General features: G+C 72.2%; 16 protein-coding genes and 1 pseudogene. 10 read left to right on the top strand and 7 right to left on the bottom strand.

Annotation, left to right across the window (positions count from 1 at the left end):
• Nucleotides 1-37: 37 nt before the first annotated feature.
• Nucleotides 38-2902 carry a hypothetical protein gene (locus tag V7E46_RS26105; RefSeq protein WP_333770686.1) on the top strand — a complete coding sequence of 955 codons (2865 nt, stop codon included), beginning with the start codon at nt 38-40 and terminating at the stop codon, nt 2900-2902.
• A 549-nt stretch (nt 2903-3451) separates the two neighbouring features.
• Here V7E46_RS26105 and V7E46_RS26100 read toward each other — a convergent pair.
• Nucleotides 3452-3817 (bottom strand): hypothetical protein, encoded by a 366-nt coding sequence (locus tag V7E46_RS26100; protein ID WP_333770685.1) that lies wholly within the window; start codon nt 3815-3817, stop codon nt 3452-3454.
• Between the two features lie 127 nt (nt 3818-3944).
• Here V7E46_RS26100 and V7E46_RS26095 point away from each other — a divergent pair, with 127 nt between their 5' ends.
• The 3 genes from V7E46_RS26095 to V7E46_RS26085 are packed head-to-tail and all read left to right on the top strand — an operon-like array spanning nt 3945 to nt 5754.
• Nucleotides 3945-4328: a hypothetical protein gene (locus V7E46_RS26095; protein WP_333770684.1), complete on the top strand. Its 384-nt coding sequence runs from the start codon at nt 3945-3947 to the stop codon at nt 4326-4328.
• The gene (locus V7E46_RS26090; protein ID WP_333770683.1) at nt 4325-5374 is read left to right on the top strand and encodes a hypothetical protein; all 1050 of its coding nucleotides are present in this window, start codon (nt 4325-4327) and stop codon (nt 5372-5374) included. The genes V7E46_RS26095 and V7E46_RS26090 overlap by 4 nt, the downstream gene beginning before the upstream one ends.
• Nucleotides 5371-5754, top strand: a complete 384-nt coding sequence (locus tag V7E46_RS26085; protein WP_333770682.1) for a roadblock/LC7 domain-containing protein — start codon at nt 5371-5373, stop codon at nt 5752-5754. The genes V7E46_RS26090 and V7E46_RS26085 overlap by 4 nt, the downstream gene beginning before the upstream one ends.
• Nucleotides 5755-5797: 43 nt before the next feature.
• Here the strand turns inward: V7E46_RS26085 and V7E46_RS26080 are convergent, their stop codons facing one another.
• The 3 genes from V7E46_RS26080 to V7E46_RS26070 form a co-directional block, all read right to left on the bottom strand.
• A complete protein-coding gene (locus V7E46_RS26080; protein WP_333770681.1) occupies nt 5798-6697 on the bottom strand; it encodes a phosphorothioated DNA-binding restriction endonuclease in 900 nt (299 codons plus the stop codon).
• A gap of 121 nt (nt 6698-6818) precedes the next feature.
• The gene (locus tag V7E46_RS26075) at nt 6819-7871 is read right to left on the bottom strand and encodes a hypothetical protein (RefSeq protein WP_333770680.1); all 1053 of its coding nucleotides are present in this window, start codon (nt 7869-7871) and stop codon (nt 6819-6821) included.
• Nucleotides 7872-8124: 253 nt separating this feature from the next.
• The gene (locus V7E46_RS26070; RefSeq protein WP_333770679.1) at nt 8125-8634 is read right to left on the bottom strand and encodes a LysR family transcriptional regulator; all 510 of its coding nucleotides are present in this window, start codon (nt 8632-8634) and stop codon (nt 8125-8127) included.
• Between the two features lie 225 nt (nt 8635-8859).
• On the opposite strand from V7E46_RS26070, the gene V7E46_RS26065 reads away from it, so the two are divergent.
• From V7E46_RS26065 to V7E46_RS26055, 3 genes are all read left to right on the top strand, one after another.
• Nucleotides 8860-9051, top strand: coding sequence for a hypothetical protein (locus V7E46_RS26065; RefSeq protein WP_333770678.1), 192 nt, complete (start codon nt 8860-8862; stop codon nt 9049-9051).
• Nucleotides 9052-9144: 93 nt separating this feature from the next.
• A complete protein-coding gene (locus V7E46_RS26060) occupies nt 9145-9687 on the top strand; it encodes a GNAT family N-acetyltransferase (protein WP_329177438.1) in 543 nt (180 codons plus the stop codon).
• A gap of 132 nt (nt 9688-9819) precedes the next feature.
• Nucleotides 9820-10413: a DUF4240 domain-containing protein gene (locus V7E46_RS26055; protein WP_333770677.1), complete on the top strand. Its 594-nt coding sequence runs from the start codon at nt 9820-9822 to the stop codon at nt 10411-10413.
• Nucleotides 10414-10434: 21 nt separating this feature from the next.
• Here the strand turns inward: V7E46_RS26055 and V7E46_RS26050 are convergent, their stop codons facing one another.
• Entirely contained in the window at nt 10435-11235 is an 801-nt protein-coding gene (locus V7E46_RS26050) for a class I SAM-dependent methyltransferase (RefSeq protein WP_333770676.1), read from the bottom strand.
• Between the two features lie 292 nt (nt 11236-11527).
• On the opposite strand from V7E46_RS26050, the gene V7E46_RS26045 reads away from it, so the two are divergent.
• Nucleotides 11528-12118, top strand: coding sequence for a snapalysin family zinc-dependent metalloprotease (locus V7E46_RS26045; protein WP_333770675.1), 591 nt, complete (start codon nt 11528-11530; stop codon nt 12116-12118).
• A gap of 166 nt (nt 12119-12284) precedes the next feature.
• On the opposite strand, the pseudogene V7E46_RS26040 reads toward V7E46_RS26045, so the two are convergent.
• Nucleotides 12285-12775 (bottom strand): annotated as a pseudogene (locus tag V7E46_RS26040) (AAA family ATPase); the annotation flags it as partial.
• A 59-nt stretch (nt 12776-12834) separates the two neighbouring features.
• On the opposite strand from V7E46_RS26040, the gene V7E46_RS26035 reads away from it, so the two are divergent.
• Both V7E46_RS26035 and V7E46_RS26030 read left to right on the top strand, forming a co-directional pair.
• Nucleotides 12835-13155, top strand: coding sequence for a hypothetical protein (locus V7E46_RS26035; RefSeq protein WP_333770688.1), 321 nt, complete (start codon nt 12835-12837; stop codon nt 13153-13155).
• Nucleotides 13156-13252: 97 nt separating this feature from the next.
• A complete protein-coding gene (locus V7E46_RS26030; protein WP_333770674.1) occupies nt 13253-14500 on the top strand; it encodes a chitinase in 1248 nt (415 codons plus the stop codon).
• 86 nt (nt 14501-14586) lie between these two features.
• On the opposite strand, the gene V7E46_RS26025 is transcribed toward V7E46_RS26030, so the two are convergent.
• Nucleotides 14587-15810 (bottom strand): metallophosphoesterase, encoded by a 1224-nt coding sequence (locus V7E46_RS26025; RefSeq protein ID WP_443054350.1) that lies wholly within the window; start codon nt 15808-15810, stop codon nt 14587-14589.
• Between the last annotated feature and the right edge of the window lie 368 nt (nt 15811-16178).

Here is a 16178-nt window from a genome sequence, read left to right as displayed (position 1 = left end):
GGGGGATGTTGAGGTGGGGGGAAGAATGCCGAGCAGGATGCCGTCCCGAGGGCGGCGGTTGCGGGACTGGGCGCCGGTCGTGGTGGCCGCGGTCGCGCTGGTGGTGCCGGGGGTCGCGGGAGCGGCGGGCGCCGCCGCGGACACGCCGCCGGCCGGGAGGCCGACGCACGTGCCGGGCGCGACGACGGCGGTCAAGGCGCACAACGCGCTGCCGGACCAGCCGGAACTGGCGGGCGCCTTCGTGCCGACCGCCCCGAAGCGGCTGCTGGACACGCGCTACGGGACCGGGACGGACGGGGTGGCGGCCCGGCTCGGTCAGGCACCGCTGCTGCTGGACGTCTCCGGCGTCACGGGCAGCACGTCGGTGGTGCCGACCGCGGTCGTGCTCAATGTGACGGCCACCGGGTCGGCGTCGGCGAGCCATCTGGCGGTCTACCCGGGGTCCTCGCAGGCCCCGGCGACGTCGAATCTGAACTTCTCGGCCGGCCAGACCGTGCCGAACCTCGTGACGGTCCCGGTCGGCACCGACGGCAAGGTGGCCTTCTCCAACGCCTTCGGCCGCACCGACGTGATCGCCGACCTCGCCGGCTACTACACGCTGGACAAGGCTGCCGGAACGTATCTTCCGCAGACCCCGAAGCGGCTGCTGGACACCCGGTACGGCACCGGGGCCCCGGGCACGGCGCCGGTGGGTCCCGGCGGCACGGTGAGCCTGAGCGTGGCCGGGGTCGCGCCGGTGCCCGCGGCGGGGGTCTCCGCGGTCGTCCTCAATGTGACGGTGACCGCGCCGACGTCGAACAGCTTCCTGACCGTCTACCCGCACGGCGGCACGCTGCCGAACGCCTCGAACCTTAACTACGTGAAGGGGCAGACGGTTTCGAACCTGGTGACCGTCGCGGTAGGCGCCGACGGGAAGGTCGACTTCCACAACACGTACGGCTCCGCGCACGTCATCGCCGACCTCGCCGGCTACTACCTGACCGGGTCGCCGCAGACCGGCAGCGTCCTCCAGCGGACGGACGCCCCGACCCGCGTCCTGGACACCCGCTACGGCACCGGCACCGGCGGCGCCAAGGCCCCGGTGGGCGCGAACGGCACCGTCGGCCTGAAGGTGACGGACACGGCGGGCGTCCCCTCCACCGGCGTCTCGGCGGTGGTCCTCAACGTCACGGTGACCAACCCGACCACCAGCAGCTACCTGACCGTCTACCCGCACGGGGCGGCGCTGCCCAACGCCTCCACCATCAACTTCGTCAAGGACCAGATCGTCCCGAACCTCGTGCTCGTGGCGGTGGGGGCCGACGGGAAGGTCGATTTCCACAACGCCTTCGGCAGCACCCACGTCGTCGCCGACGTCCTCGGGTACTTCAGCGACAGCGACCACCTGGCCCTGACCTCGCTGGGCTTCGACAAGACCTCCGTGGACGTCTCGGACGGCTCCTACGCCTCCTCGGCGCTGCGGTGGACCGTCACCGACACCGATCCCGCGGCCACCCAGACCGGCGGCGAGATCGTCGTCCGCCAGCAGGGCGACGCGCCCGACACCTACGTCGGGCAGAGCTACGTGATCTCCTTCTCCTCCGAGCAGGACACCTACGGCGGCGCCACCCACGTCTCGGGCGACGCGTCCAGCTCCACCTGGTCGTTCGACTTCGGCGTGCCGCAGTACGCCGGCGCCGCGCACGCCCGCTGGGTGGTCAGCACGGTCTCCGTCTTCGAGAGCGACACGCAGGCGCGCATGCTGGTCTCCGGCTCCGACCTCCAGCACTTCGGCGCCGGCCTGGACGCCACCGAGCAGATCTCCACCGTGACGCCGGTCTACGACCTGTCCATCTACTCGAACTTCGGCGGCCGGCCGGACTACGCGTACAACGCGAACGGCGGCGCCGTCCAGTACTGGGTCAACGTCCAGGACTGGCAGTCCGGGTTCTGGAAGGGCACCGTCCAGCTGACCGGGCCGGGCGGAAGGACCCTCAAGGGGTCGTTCGAGATGACGAACGACGGCGGCCAGACCGCCTGGCCCTGCCAGCACGACATCCACCAGGCCACCTGCCTGGCCCTGGTGGACATCCCGGCCGGCGCCCCTGCGGGCACGTACGCGGTCACGTCGGTCTCGCTGACGAACAACGCCGGCCAGACGAAGGACTTCACGGGCCTGGACCTGGCGCCGGTGAGCGTCACGGACAACAGCCGGCTGACCGCCTCCGGCTTCACGACGACGCCCGCGTCCCTCAACTCCTGGCGCGGGGCGGCCCCCTTCCAGGTGTCCCTGAACGTCGCCGGCGCCCAGGGCGGCGTCTCCGCGATCGAGGTGTACTTCGGCGGGGCTCAGGGCTGCACCCAGAAGTCGACCACCCCGACCGCGCTCGGCAACGGCGTCTACTCGGTGCCCGCGACACTGCCCCAGTCCCGCAACGGGTCGGCGGCCAGTTGCTCGCTCAGCGGCATCGCCGTCCACGACGGAGCCGGCGGCCTGGCGCTCTACGGCACCGACTACGCGGCTCCCGACCCGAAGGTGACCGTCACGAGCGTGCCGGACACCGTCGCGCCGACCGCGTCCTCGGCGAAGCTGAACATCACGACGGTCGCGCTGAGCAAGTTCACCGACCAGCAGATCTATGTCACCGCCCACGTCACCGAGGGCACCGCCCCCGTCAACCAGCTGGCGAGCTACGTGTACGACAGCACGGGCGCGGTGATCGGCCAGGAGAGCGGCGGTACGGGAGTGGCCCCGGACGGCACGTTGCGGATCGACCTCGACTGGCCCTACGGCATCGAGGCAGGCACCTACACCATCGGCTTCACCATCACCGACGCGGGCTGGCGGTCCGCCTCCTACGGCACCCCCGGCGGACTCCCCGTCCCCGGCGGCCCGTTGACGCTGAAGGTGACCGAGGGCTGATCCCCCGGCGGGACACGCCAGCCGATGGCCGCACCACGAACCGTGGTGCGGCCGCAGCGTGACAGGGGCCGCGGGCGGAGGACGGCGGAGGGGGGAAGGCGGCTCCCAAGCCCCGTCCGGCTGGGCGGTCGGTCGTCGCGTATCACCGAACTCCGCGCGGGTCAGGCGGAGTTCGGGCCGATTTCGACGGGAGTAAGGAGATCGGCACTCAGGGTCATGACCCGGCTTCATCCGCCCGCGAAAAGGGAAATTGCACAGGGCAATGGCTTTATCACGCTGCGTGCCGTATCGAGGCCCGGAAATTCCCTGGTGGCCGCGGGACGAGCGTGATGCGTGTTTTCCGTGAGGCGAGCGGGGAAAATAGCGGGTTATCAGTGGACGGGCAATAAAACGCCCGGGCAAGGTCCGTCCGCATATTCGCCGCGGCCAGGCCGTGTTGGAGCCGCTTGGGCCCTCTTCTGCGCTGCGCCCAGCAGCGCTCGACGCGGCAACCGCCGGGCCGCCGCCCGGTCCGCCCCGCTCGGCACGCCGCCTCACCCAGCCTCGGGGTCAGACCTGGAGGTCGCCCTCTATCTGCTTGAGCACATGCCGGGCGAGCGCCAGATTGGCCCGGCCCCGGTCGAGCGCGAGGTACAGGAAGAGCGAGCCGCGACTGCTGCTGAGCAGCCGGATCAGGTGATACTGCGTGGCCAGGGTGATGAGGATGTCCTCGATCGCGTCGTCGATCGCGAGCATCGACAGCGTGCGGACCTTGGCGCGTACGACCTCGGTGTTGCCGGCCGCCGCCACCTCCAGGTCCAGGCCCCTGCCACCGCCGAGGGTACCGAGCGCCATACCGCTGTCGTAGTCGACGAGCGCCACTCCGATCGCGCCTTCGACGGACATCGCTTCTTTGAGCGCCGACTCAATGTTCACGGGAATTTCCTCGGTTCGGGGCTGGTCCACCGCTGACCCGGTTCGTACGGGTGCGGGACCGGCGAGAGTGAAGAATCACCATACGCGATCGCAGTTGAAAGAGTTCGGCGTTAAAGTACTCTGCCAGGTGTTGGAAAGTGAAGGGATGTCGGTGGACGCGCTGGAGTCGGTGCTCGACGAAGTCCTTTCCGCTGCCGGTGTGTCGGGAGCGGCACTGGTCGACGCGGTGACCGGATTCACGTATGCCGAGTCCGGGGACTGCGCCGCGGCCGGAACCGGACATGAGGTCTGGCATCTGCTGAGCCTCATCGAGGACCGGCTGCACGAAGCAGGCGCGGAGGGCGAGTTGGAGAACGTGGTGGTGACCGGCAGCCGGACCTACCACGTCGTGCACGTCGTGGCGCGGCAGGGCGATCCGGTGCTGCTCTCGACCGTGCTCGACCGGTCGGACACCAACCTGGCGCTGGCTTCCCGCCGCATCGGGGCGGTCGCCGAGGGCCTGTTCGCATGACGGCCGATACCGAGCGCCGGCAGCCGCGCAATGTGCCCTCGCTGCTCTCCCGGCTGCGGGAGGAACGTTTCACCGGAGCGATCGAGGTCGAGGGCGGCCCCGGCGGCACCCTCTTCCTGCGCGACGGGCTGGTCGGCGCCGTCGAGTCCCCCGCCGCCCCCTCCGCCCGATCGCTGCTGCTCAAATCGCAGCGGATCGAGGAGCAGGACTGGGCGGCAGCGCTGACGGCGACCGCCGAAGGCGCCGAGCTGGCGGCGGAGCTGACCGGCCGCGGGCTGATCACGGCGGCTGAGCTGTACGTCGTCTGCACCGCCGCGGTCTTCGACGGCGCCTTCGCGATGGCCCTGCAACCGGTCACGGGGTGGCGCACCGAGCCCGGCCGTGAGCCGGAACTGGCCGCCTGGCCTGGCCAGGAGCCGGCGCGGCTCACCGAGGAGACCGCGTCGCGCCTGCGGGTGCTGCGCGAACGGCTGCCCTCGGTCGGCGAGTTCGCCCGCGTCCCGGTCCGCCCCGCGAACCGTACCGATCTGGACCGGCTCGGCGCCCGCGGCCGTACGCTGCTGCTCGGCGCCAACGGACGCCGCACGCCCCGCGATCTCGCCTTCGCGCTGGGACGCGGGGTCTACCCGGTGATGCTCGACCTGGCCCGCCTGTCCTCCCGCGGATTCGTCGCACGGGACCCCGATCCGCTCGCGTCGCGTCCGCTGCTGACGGCGCGGACCGCCGACCAGCCGTCCCCGCCCGGCGCCGGCGACTCCCCGCTGCCCCGGCGCCGCCCGGGCACCAACCTGCCGGCGCAGCGGCTTGCTCCGGGCCCGCCGGGAAGCGCCGCGGACCAGCGGGACGCGCTCAGCGGGCTGCACCTGATCCGTACCGCCCTGCTCGCCTCGTCCGCCGTGCCCGCGGACGGCGCGGCGGATCCGCGGGAAGGCCCCGGCGACGCCGCTGCCGCCACGGAACCGCCCGCCACCGAAACACCCGTCGCAGAACCGTCTGCCGCCCAGAGCGGGACAGAGACCGGCCGCCCCGAGGAGAGTGCACCATGACGACTTCCGCCCCGCACGAAGCGCTCACCGCTTCGCTCAAGTCTTTGCGTGAACGCGTCATGGGCGTCAACGAGACGGTGATCGCCACGTCGGACGGCCTGCTCGTGGCGGCCGACACCGCGACCGCGCAGCCCGAGTCGGTGGCCGCGCTCGCCGCCGCGAGCCTCGGCCTCGGCCGCCGCACCGCGGCGGAGGTCGGCCTCGGCGGCCTGCGCGACGTGGTCACCCGCGCGCACGGCGGCTACGTCGTCGTGCTGGCGGTCGGCGACCACGCGCTGCTGGTGATCCTGGCCGACGAGGGCCTGGACCTGCCCGGCCTGCACCGCGAGGCGCCGGCCGCGGTCGACCACATCCTGTCGCTGCTCACCACGGCCGCGTAGAGCGCCGCGCGCGTTGCGGGCAACGGCGGTCGGCAGTCGGCGGTCACACCGTGGCGGCGGGGCGCGGGTCGCCGTGGAAGACCTGCCCGGTGTGCCAGGACCGGTGGGCCGCCGCGACCCGGGGCGCGCCGGGCTGCGGGCCGAGCAGCGGGCGCCCCGCGAGTGCGACCACATGCTCGCGGGCGACCGCGCTCCGCCCGGTGAAGCCCTGCGACACCATGATCAGGTGGCCGTCGCCGATCCCGAGGACGCCCTTGTCGAAGAGCTTGTGGTGCAGCGCGCACAGGCACAGCCCGTTGTCGACGTCGTCCGGCCCGTCGAACGCCCACCACCGCACATGCGCGGCCTCCAGCCCGACCGGCACCAGGCCGATCCGCCCGTCGTAGCCGCAGAAGGCGCACTGGTACTCGTACGCGATCAGCACGGCCTCCCGCATCTGCCGGCCCCGCTGCCGCTGCCGCCGCGCGGCCACCAGCGGTCCGGTCTCCGCCAGCTCCAGCTCCAGGCCGACGGCCTCGCACAAGTCCCCGTGCAGGGACGGCGGAAAATGCAGGTCGAGCAGCACCCGCGCCATCCGCCCGAGCAGCGACGGCTCGCGCCGCAGCGCGGTTCTCAACTCCGGTACGAGCCGGCCCGCCGCGCCATCCGCCCGCAGCGCGAGCACCCCCGTCCCGGGGCTGCCGGTCCCGCGGTCGGTCCGCACCTCCCACACCCCGTCGCTGACCAGGTGGTGGAACGGGTACGCGGGCGTCGTCCTGTTGGCCGGACCGTACTCGGCCAGCAGCCGCGCGAGGTCCGACTCCACCGCGCTGTACCGCAACTCGCCCTCGGCGTCCGCCTGGAAGCGGCCGAGCGCGTACAGGAGCAGCAGCGGCTTGTGCGGGGCGCGCGTACCGTTCCCGCTCCACTGCCTCAGCTTCGCGGCCCGCTCCAGCCAGTCCATGACCGGCGATCCTAGACGGTGCGCCCTTTCGGCCTCGGCGCCCGGGCCGGTGTCACCACAGGCCGGTGCGGGGCACCGGGAGGTGACCCGGTGCCCCGCGGACGGATGGTGTCAGGACCGGTCAGACGGCCGGCTGGACGGTGAAGTCACCGGTGGAGCTGGTGAAGGGAGCCCTGACGTTGTCGAACACGTGGTATCCGGCGGACAGTTCGACCGCCGTCTGCGGCAGCGTGGCGGAGGCGGCGAAGGTGAGGGTGATCGAGGTGGTCTGCGGGGTCACCTCGCACTGCGCCACGTCGAGTCCGCTGGAGCTGTAGTTGTTGTACGTGTTCTGGTACTCGGCGGGCACGAGGGTGCACAGTGCGCCGCCGTTGCCCGCGATCGCGGTGGCGTTCAGCCCGATCGGGAGGAAGATGTTCTGCTCACCGTCGTTCCCCGAGGAGCTCGGGTCCGTCCACACCACCCCGGGAGTGGCGGACGCCGTGTGCAGCGTGACGACGCCGTTGTCGACCGCGTGGACCGCGATGCTCTGGGTGGACGTCTGCCCCGCGGTGAAGTCGGCGGGCTGGACCGTCACGCTGTCCTGCTCGGCCCGTGCCTGCGACTCGACGGCGGCGAGATCGGTCGTGCTCGTGAAGACCTTCCCGGCGCGCTGCGCCTTCTGGATCTTCGCGAGGGTGTTGTCCTTGTGCGGGACGATGGTCGCGGTGACGCCGATGACCGAGCCGTCGGGCGTGTCGGCGCCGATGTGCTCGTTGAAGCTCGCGTAGGGCACCTGGCCCGCGACGTCCATGTCGCACAGGAACGCCGCCGTGCCGCTGCCCGTCGCGGCCTGCGCCGCCGGGGTGCACGAACCCTGGTCGAGCGCGGCGGTGAAGCCGGCCGGGAGGTCGGGCACGTCGGTGCCGTCCAGTTTCGGGGCGCCCACGGTGTAGACCAGCAGGACGTTCACGGGCAGCGCTGCGCTGGGGCTGCCCTTGCGGTCGATCTGGAAGGAGTGCCCGGTGTCGAAGTTCTGCGGCAGCGTCTGCGGCTGGTGGCCGCTGCCCCAGGCGGCGTCGAAGCTGATGTTCGCCAGGTTGACGGCGTGCGCCGCCGCCGCCATGCCGAGTTGGGCGCCCGCGACAGCGAGTGCTGCCGCCGCGACCGTGGCGAGAGACCTGCGTATGGTCATGTCACTCCGCAACAAAGAGGCGGCGGACGCCGCCCGTACCCGCCGGCCCCGCTGACCGGCCGCCGAACACTAACCCGCAAGTCCCGTGCCGCGCGCGCCATTTGTCTGCCGACACACGTGATCCCCGCCATGCACCCGGCGGTGCGGGACCGCCGGACCGGTCCCCGCCGAAGCCGCCGTCACCGGCCGGCGTACGTGCCCGAGGGCCCGGCGTGCGCCCAGGACCGTCGGCGGCCCCGCCCGGAACGGCGGGTCAGCCGGGGGACGCCCTGCGGGGATCGCCCGGGGCCATGTCCCGGGCGATCCCGCGGGCGACGCGGCCGAACAGCTCGATCGCCCGGCTGCCGGCGCCGGACCGCCACATCACGCCGTACCCGAGCGGCACCTCGCATACGGAGACGGCGAGTTCGGGATGGCTTCCGCGCAGCCGCTCGGTCGTCCGCATCACGATCTCGCCGGCCAGGGGGGTGGAGAAGCCGATGTGCAGGACCCCGTCGATGCCGCGCGCCGACGCGGTGGCCCGCGCCAGGGCGTCCCTGATGCCGCGGTGGTGCGGTGCGAGGTCGTCCCGCAGTCGGCCGCCGAGGGCGGTGAGCGCCACCTGCCGGCTGGTGCGCGTGAACAGCGGCGCCCCGACGCGGCGTTCCAGCTTCTGGATGAGCTGGCTGACCCGGGCGCGGGAAAGGTGCAGGCGGGTGGCGGTACGGCCGAAGTGCAGTTCTTCGGCGAGTACGAGAAAGCAGTCGAGCTCGCTGTGGTCCACGTACGTCTCCGGGCGGCGGGCGGATGGGTAAGCCCGGCTTACCGAACGTTGCGATGATCGCTGTTGTTCCGGCGCTGGACAGGGCGAAGGCTGGCGGCACCGAACACCCCTAGCTCCGGCAGGAGTTTGTCGTCATGAGTGCCTTGATCGCTTCGGGCGGGCCGAACACGCGCAAACGGGGCATCCTGCTCGTACTGTGCGGCGCGATCTTCCTCGAAGGGATCGATGTGGTTCGGCGCCGCCCTCGGCCTGTCCGCGGTGACCGCCGTCACGGCCTCCGCCCCAGCCTCGCAGTCCCCTCTGGACGTCTGCCGCGCCGGCTTCCTGGTCCCCCTGGCGGCAGCCGCGCTGGCCGCCGCGATCACCGCTTTCAGCCTCCGCTCCCCCACGCCCCATGAGGTCCCCGTCGCCGGCTGAAGACGCCTCCCGCCGCGTACGGGGGGGCCGTCGGTGCTCCCCGGAACCCCCGTTACCCTGCCTTATTCCGCACCGGCCAGGGAGGTCCCCACCATGAGCAGCACCGCGTCGCCCTTTCCCGAGCGGATGGAGCTGACGGGGGAAGGCCTGGTCCTGCGCGACTGGACGGAAGCCGACCTCGCCGCGATGCCGGATCTGTTCGACCACCCCGACATCGCGCACTGGACACCGATCGTCTCCCCCTTCGACGAGGCCGCCGCCCGCACCCGCCTGGACCGGGCCAGGCAACTGCGGGCGGAGGGCACGGCCATCCTGCTCGCCATCACCGTCGACGGCCGCGCGCCCCTCGGTGAGGTGATGCTGCGACGCGCCCCCGAGGGCACGGAACTCGGCTACGCGGTCGGTCCGGCCCACCGCGGCCAGGCACTGGCGGCCCGGGCGGTGCGCGTGATGGCCGCGTACGCCTTCGAACAGCTGGGCGCGGACCACGTCATCCTGGAGCTGGAGCCCGAGAACACCGCCAGCGCGGCCGTCGCCACCAAGGCCGGCTTCACCCCCCTCGACGTGCCCCTGATCAAGGGCGAGGACAAAGGCCGCCCCTACGCCCTCCAGACATGGGGCCTGAATCCCCGCTGATTCCGGCCCCGGTCCCTTTTGCGGTGCCGATCGTGCGACGTTGCGGACCGCCCGCACGGCCCGGGATGCAGGCTGCGGGCGGCGAGTGGCCGTGTTCGGGCCTGTCGGACCGGGATGGCAGAGTGCCGGGTCATGGAGACAGACGACTTCTGGCATCTCATCGAGACCGCGCGCTCGCGCAGCAGCACGGAGGGCGGCGCCTTCGACCAGGCGCTGGTCGATCTGCTGGCGGCCCGCTCGACGCGGGAAGTGCTCGAATACCAGGAGCGCTTCGACGAAGTGCACGGCGCCCTGTACCGCTGGGACGTCTGGGCGGCGGCCTACCTCATCGGCGGCGGCTGCTCGGACGACAGCTTCACGGACTTCCGCGCGGGCGTCATCGCCGAAGGGCGCAGGTGGTACGAGCGCGTCGCCGCCGCCCCCGACAGCCTCGCCGGGCACCCCCTCGTCGCCGCGGCGGCGCGGGCGGGCGAGGACTACGTCCTGTTCTACGAGTTGGTGAACTACGCCGCCGCCGGGGCGTACGAGCGGCTCACCGGTGACGAGGACGACTTCCACGAGGCCTGGGACCAGTACAACCGGGAGGCCCTGCCTCGCGAGACGGCCGCGACGGACATCGGCGCCGGGATGGACATGGGTGACGACTTCGACTTCCACGACGCCGAACAGATGCACCGCCGGCTGCCGCGGCTCGCCGCGCTCTACCTCCCGGACGCCTCACCGTGACGCCCCCCGCCACCGCGTGCTCTAGACGGCGGCCGAGCGTGTGGTGTACCAGCACAACGAGCGGAACGGCAGCTCGACTTCCGCGTCGCCGGCGACCCCCAGCCGCTCCCGTAGCATCGCCTCGGCCCTGGCCAGCAACTGCTGTCGCTCCTCTGCGGGCAGCATGATGACGCGGCTGTACATGCCGAGGAGCGCGGCGGCGTCAGCCGGTGTGGTGCGCCGGGTGCAGGCGAAGGCGCTCTCCCCGGGTCCGCCGAACGGCGAGCCGGGGCCGCTCAGGTCGCTTCGCAGTTGCGCGCTGCGCGCGGTACGGCGGTGCGCGGGTTCCTCCCGTGCGGCGCCGGTCCGGCCGGGCCGGAGGAAGGCGTACCACTCCGCCACCCAGGGCACCGTGGTGTCCAGGCTGTTCCAGACCACGCTCAGCCGGCCGCCGGGGCGCAGCACGCGTCCGATCTCGGGAACGGCCCGCGCGGGGTCGAACCAGTGCCAGGCGGAGGAGACGACCACCGCGTCGAGCCGGCCGTCGGGCAGCGGCAGGGCCTCCGCGGTGCCGTCCAGGACCGTGGCGGCGGGGCACCGTGCCGCGAGGACGGCCCGCATCCGCTCGTCGGGCTCCACCGCGGTCACCTCGGGAACCCGTTCGGCCAGCAGCGTGGTCAGGGTGCCCGCTCCGGCCGCCAGGTCGAGCACGCGGCGGCACCCGTCGGGCAGGAGCCAGTCGACCGCCGCCGCGCACGGCGCAGGCCGCAACCGCGCGTACTCCTGCGCGACCGTACCGAACACCCTGGCCCTGCGCGCCCGTTCGTCGTCTCGATCAGCCATACGGTCGTCTCCTGCGGCTCGGGAGGGGAAAGCGGGGCGAACCGAGCCTAGGAGAGCGGGCGCCGTCCCCGGCGTATCCGGCGCGCTGCGAGCACCGTCCTCGCGGACCGGGAGCGACCCGCACCGTCCTCGTGCACACGCATCGCCAACCCGGCGTCGCAGCATGTCCGTTCACGCCAAGAGTGAGCCTCATTCACAGCCTTTTGGCAGCCGGATACTTGTGGAGCCTGTCGTCGGCATGGTGCTCTTGTGGCCCACAGTGCAAATGATGCTGAGGGGGTGCACGAGACTCATGATCAAGCGAATAGTCGCCGTGGCGGCGCTGATCCCGGCCATGCTCGGCGCTACATCCGGTGTCGCGTCGGCGCAGTCCGCGCCGAAGGCGACCGCAGCGGTGGTCACCCTGACCTACGACGCCAGTCAAGCGGGACAGTGGGCGGCCGCTATCACGCAAGGCGTGCAGAACTGGAACAGCGCCCTGCACAACGTGCACCTCCAGCCGGCGAGTTCGCCGGGCTCGGCCGACTACGTCTACAAGGCGACCAGCGGCTGGCCCCAGACGACGCTGGGGCCGATCTTCCCGGGCGGCAGGGGCCAGGTGCAGCTGGGCCAGGAAGCGGTCACCGAGGGATACGACAAGACCCGGATCGCGGCGCACGAGACCGGACACATCCTCGGGCTGCTCGACCACTACAGCGGCCCGTGCTCGGAGCTGATGTCCGGCCACGGCCCCGGCACGGCGTGCACCTCCGCCAAGCCGAACGCGACGGAAGCGGCGCAGGTCGACCGCAACTACGCGGGCCGCACGGCGGCGGCACGCCCGGCCCACCACCAGATCGTGATCGACATCTGGTCCGGCCCGGTCCTCACCCGCTCGCACTGACCGGCCGCCGAACCGTACGGAGCGGACATGGCGTGCCGGTCTTCCGGCGAGCGGATCAGCCCCAGCCGGGAAGCGCGAGGAACCGGCGGCAAATGATCAGCGCCGCCTGCCGTCGGCACCGGCACCGGCACCGGCACCGGCACCCGACGACACCTCACCGCTCCCGCGCCTCCATCATCGACAGGTCCGATCCGACCAGGAGGAGGAGAACGGGCTTGCGGCTGAGCAGGCGGTCCAGGCCTGCTGGAGCATGCCCCCGAAGGCGTCGATGCGGTCCATGAGGTAGGGAACCTCGTCGAGGACGACCACGCTCGGCCTGTCGTCCGGAAGGATCTCCGCGAGCAGCCTGAGGGCCGCATTCCGCTGCGCGGGGGTCTCCTCGGAGAACAGCTCGCGCTGCGGGAGGGTGGATCTGGCGACAGCGTCGAGCAACTCCGCCAGCTCGTCCTGCGACGTGCCGCCCGGCGCGGTGAAGAACAGGTTGGGCGCCCCGGTACGCCGGAGAAACTCCTCGACGAGACTGGACTTGCCGACGCGCCTGCGTCCGCGTATGAGGATGCACTGACCGGGCTTCGCCGACCCGACGGCATCCTGAACCGCTCGCAGGGCGCTTCCGAGCACGTTCAGCTCGCGGTCCCGTCCGATGAGACGACGCACGGCAAGAAGCGGGCGCTGGCGCGTGGCCAAGAGGTCAGCGTATAACCCGACTGCGACATGTGAGGACTGAATTCCGCGCTACGAGCGGGAAGTCGGCCGTCGACCTGGGCCGCCCCGGCCAGTCCGGCATCCGCGCCCGGGTGCGCTCGTCCTACATCAACGGCTCCTCCGGCGACACGGTGAATTCCACGACCTACGGGGCGTGGAAGTACATCTGCTTCACCAACTGGGCCGCCGGGCGCGGCCGGAGCACGCGTAAGCCGCCGCCGGCCTGCCGTCGTCCGGCCGCGCCCGTACCCCCGCAGACCGAAGGACCCCGCTGGTCGCAGCGGGGTCCTTCGATGTGTGTGTCCGGTGAGGAAACAGTTCAGTTGGTCTAGTCCTCTTGACGTGGTGTGCTCGCGCGCTGTTTGGTACGTACCAACTCAGGCCCGAGACGCACGCTTCCCCCCGCCACTTCACGCCCGAGGGACTTCCATGCACCTTGCGAAATGGGCGGCCTCCGCCACCGCGCTCACGCTCGCGACCGCCGGTGCGGTCTTCGCCCTTGCCCCCGCCGGCAATGCCGCGGCGACCAGCGCCTACTCCGTCGCCCCCTACGTCGACATGTCGAACAGCCAGGAAGGCCTGCTCGACACCGCCATCACCGGACACGGGCTCAAGGCCTACACGGCGGCCTTCGTGCTCGGCTCCGGCTGCAACCAGATCTGGGGCGACACCCTCCCCATCGGCGCCGACTCCTTCACCGACCCGCTGATCGCCAAGGCGAAGTCCGAGGGCGCCTCCCTCATCATCTCGTCCGGCGGTGCGAGCGGGCTGCCGCTGGCCTGGACCTGCTCCAACCAGAGTTCGATCGACGCCGGTTACCAGGCCCTCGTCAACGACTACGGCGTCAGCCAGCTGGACTTCGACATCGAAGGCGCCGCGATCGCGGACACCGCCGCCATCGCGCGGCAGGTGCAGGCGATGAAGGACCTCAAGGCGTCCAACTCCAGCCTGAAGTTCTCGGTGACGCTGCCGGTCCTGACGAGCGGGCTGACCAACGACGGTGTGAACATCCTCAAGGCCGCCAAGAACGCGGGCGTCAGGATCGACGTGGTCAACGTCATGACCATGGACTTCTACGCGGGCACCGGCACCGAGATGGGCCAGGGCTCGGTCTCCGCCGCCCAGGCCGCCTTGTCGCAGATGCAGTCCGTCGACTCCGGCTACACCTACGCCAACCTCGGGATCACCCCGATGATCGGCAAGAACGACGACGGTTCCACCTTCACCCTGGCGGACGCCCAGACCGTGGAGAACTTCGCCGCGCAACACGGCGTCGGGCGCCTCGCGTTCTGGTCGGTCAACCGCGACCAGCCGTGCGGCGGCGGCGCCAACTCCCTGTCCACGTGCAGCCAGATCAGCCAGAGCAGCCTGGCGTTCACCGACACGTTCATGAAGTACGCGGGCGGCTCGGGCGGCTCCACGACCGGCGGGACCACCACCGGGGGTACGACCACCGGCGGCACCACGACCGGCGGGACGACCACGGGCGGCACCACCACCGGCGGGTCCGGCGGCACGACCTGCACCGCCGCCTCCTGGATCTCCTCCCAGGTCTACACCGGCGCCAACACGGTCTCCTGGAAGGGCCACAACTGGAAGGCGAAGTGGTGGACGCAGGGCGAGGAGCCCGGAACCACCGGTGAATGGGGCGTCTGGCAGGACCTCGGCGCCTGCTGAACCGCTGGTCCGGGCACGTCCACGGCCCGGTCCCGGATACGGGGCCGGGCCGGCCGTCGTCCGCCGGTGGCGCGCCCCGCCGCGGCCTACCCGCCGCCCGACCGCAGGGTGAGCAGCGTGATCTCGCTCGGCGCGAAGACCCGGAAGGGCGGCCCCCAGAAGCCGGCGCCCCGGCTGGTGTAGAGCTGCGTCCGCCCGCCGTGCCGGCTCAGGCCGTGCACCACCGGCTGGTCGATCCGGACCAGGAAGTTGAACGGCCAGATCTGGCCGCCGTGGGTGTGCCCGGAGACCTGGAGGTCGATGCCGGCGGCAGCGGCCTGCCGGACGTACTTGGGCTGGTGGGCGACGAGCAGGACCGGCCGGTCCTGGTCCGCCCCCGCCAGCGCGCCGAGCAGGTTCGCGCGGTGCCCGGCCAGGCCCGAGGACTCCGCGGTCACGTCGTCCACGCCCGCCAGGACGAGGTGGTCCCCGCCGCGCTCCACCACGACGTGGCGGTTGTGCAGCGGTTCCCAGCCCAGTTCCGCCATGCGGTCCAGCCAGCCCTGGGCCTCGCCGAAATACTCGTGGTTCCCCGTGACGTAGACCTTCGCCAGCCGCGACCTGATCGTCCCGAGCGGCGCGGACTGCTCGCGGCGCTGGGCGGGGGTGCCGTCGGCGATGTCGCCGGCGTGGACCACGACGTCCGCGTCCAGCGCGTTGACCGCCTCGGCGACCCGCGCCGACCAGCCGGCCCGGTCGATCGGCCCGTAATGGGTGTCGGCCAGTACGACGACGCGGGTTCCGTCCAGACCGCCGCCGAGCCGCGGGACATGGACGTCCAGCCGCTTCACCCGGGGCACACGCATGGCCTCGTAGTGTCCCCAGCCCAGCAGTACGGCGGAGACCGCGGCGACGGCCCCGGCGATGGCCCTGCCCCGGTCGGCGCCGCCGGCGTCGAGCCCGATCAGTACGAGGTGGGCCAGTCCGCCCAGCACCGACCAGGTGAACAGCACCCAGACCACCCCGAGGCTGCTGTCCGCGAAGCGGGCCGCCCGGTCGGCCCGCCGCCGCCCGTGGCCCGCGGCCATCAGGAAGGGGAAGGAGACCAGCCAGCAGGCGAAGACGACCGTGCCGGCCAGGAAGACCGGGAAGGGCCAGTCGGCGCCGGAGCCGAACAGCGTCCACCAGGGCAGGAAGAACAGCATCACGAGGACGAGGAGGACCACAGTCCCGCCCAGCCGCCGGCGCAGCGACCGCCGGGGACGCGTGCTCCCGCCCGCGGCCGCGGCGCCCGGCACGGCCTCGTCCCCGGGCCGGACGACGCCCGCCACGCTCTCCGGCCCGCCACCGGCCGGCCGAAGGTCCGACTCCGACCGGATGGATCCGCTGTCCGCCACTGCGCCGCCCCTCACATCCGCTGCCCCACCGTCAGCCCCCATCATCCGCCACCCGGTGTCCGAGGGGGCGTCCGGACCCCGTCGCCCCGTCATGCGGCCAGGTCGCCGCGGCTTACCGGTTCACCTGTTCAGGCCCGGCGGCGCTCACCGGACTGCGAGACAGGGGCGGCGGCCGTGGCGGTGGGGGTGGGCACCGTCGGCGGCGCGCCGGAGCTCGGCAGGGTCGCAGTGGCGGGAGCGTCCGACGGGACCTGCGCTGTGGGCGCGGTCCTCGGCGTCGGGCGGACGGTGGGGGGCGCGGG

The sequence above is a fragment of the Streptomyces sp. IBSBF 2435 genome, assembly GCF_036815005.1.
Classification (GTDB): Bacteria; Actinomycetota; Actinomycetes; order Streptomycetales; family Streptomycetaceae; genus Actinacidiphila.
This window is presented reverse-complemented; position numbering and strand designations above follow the sequence as displayed.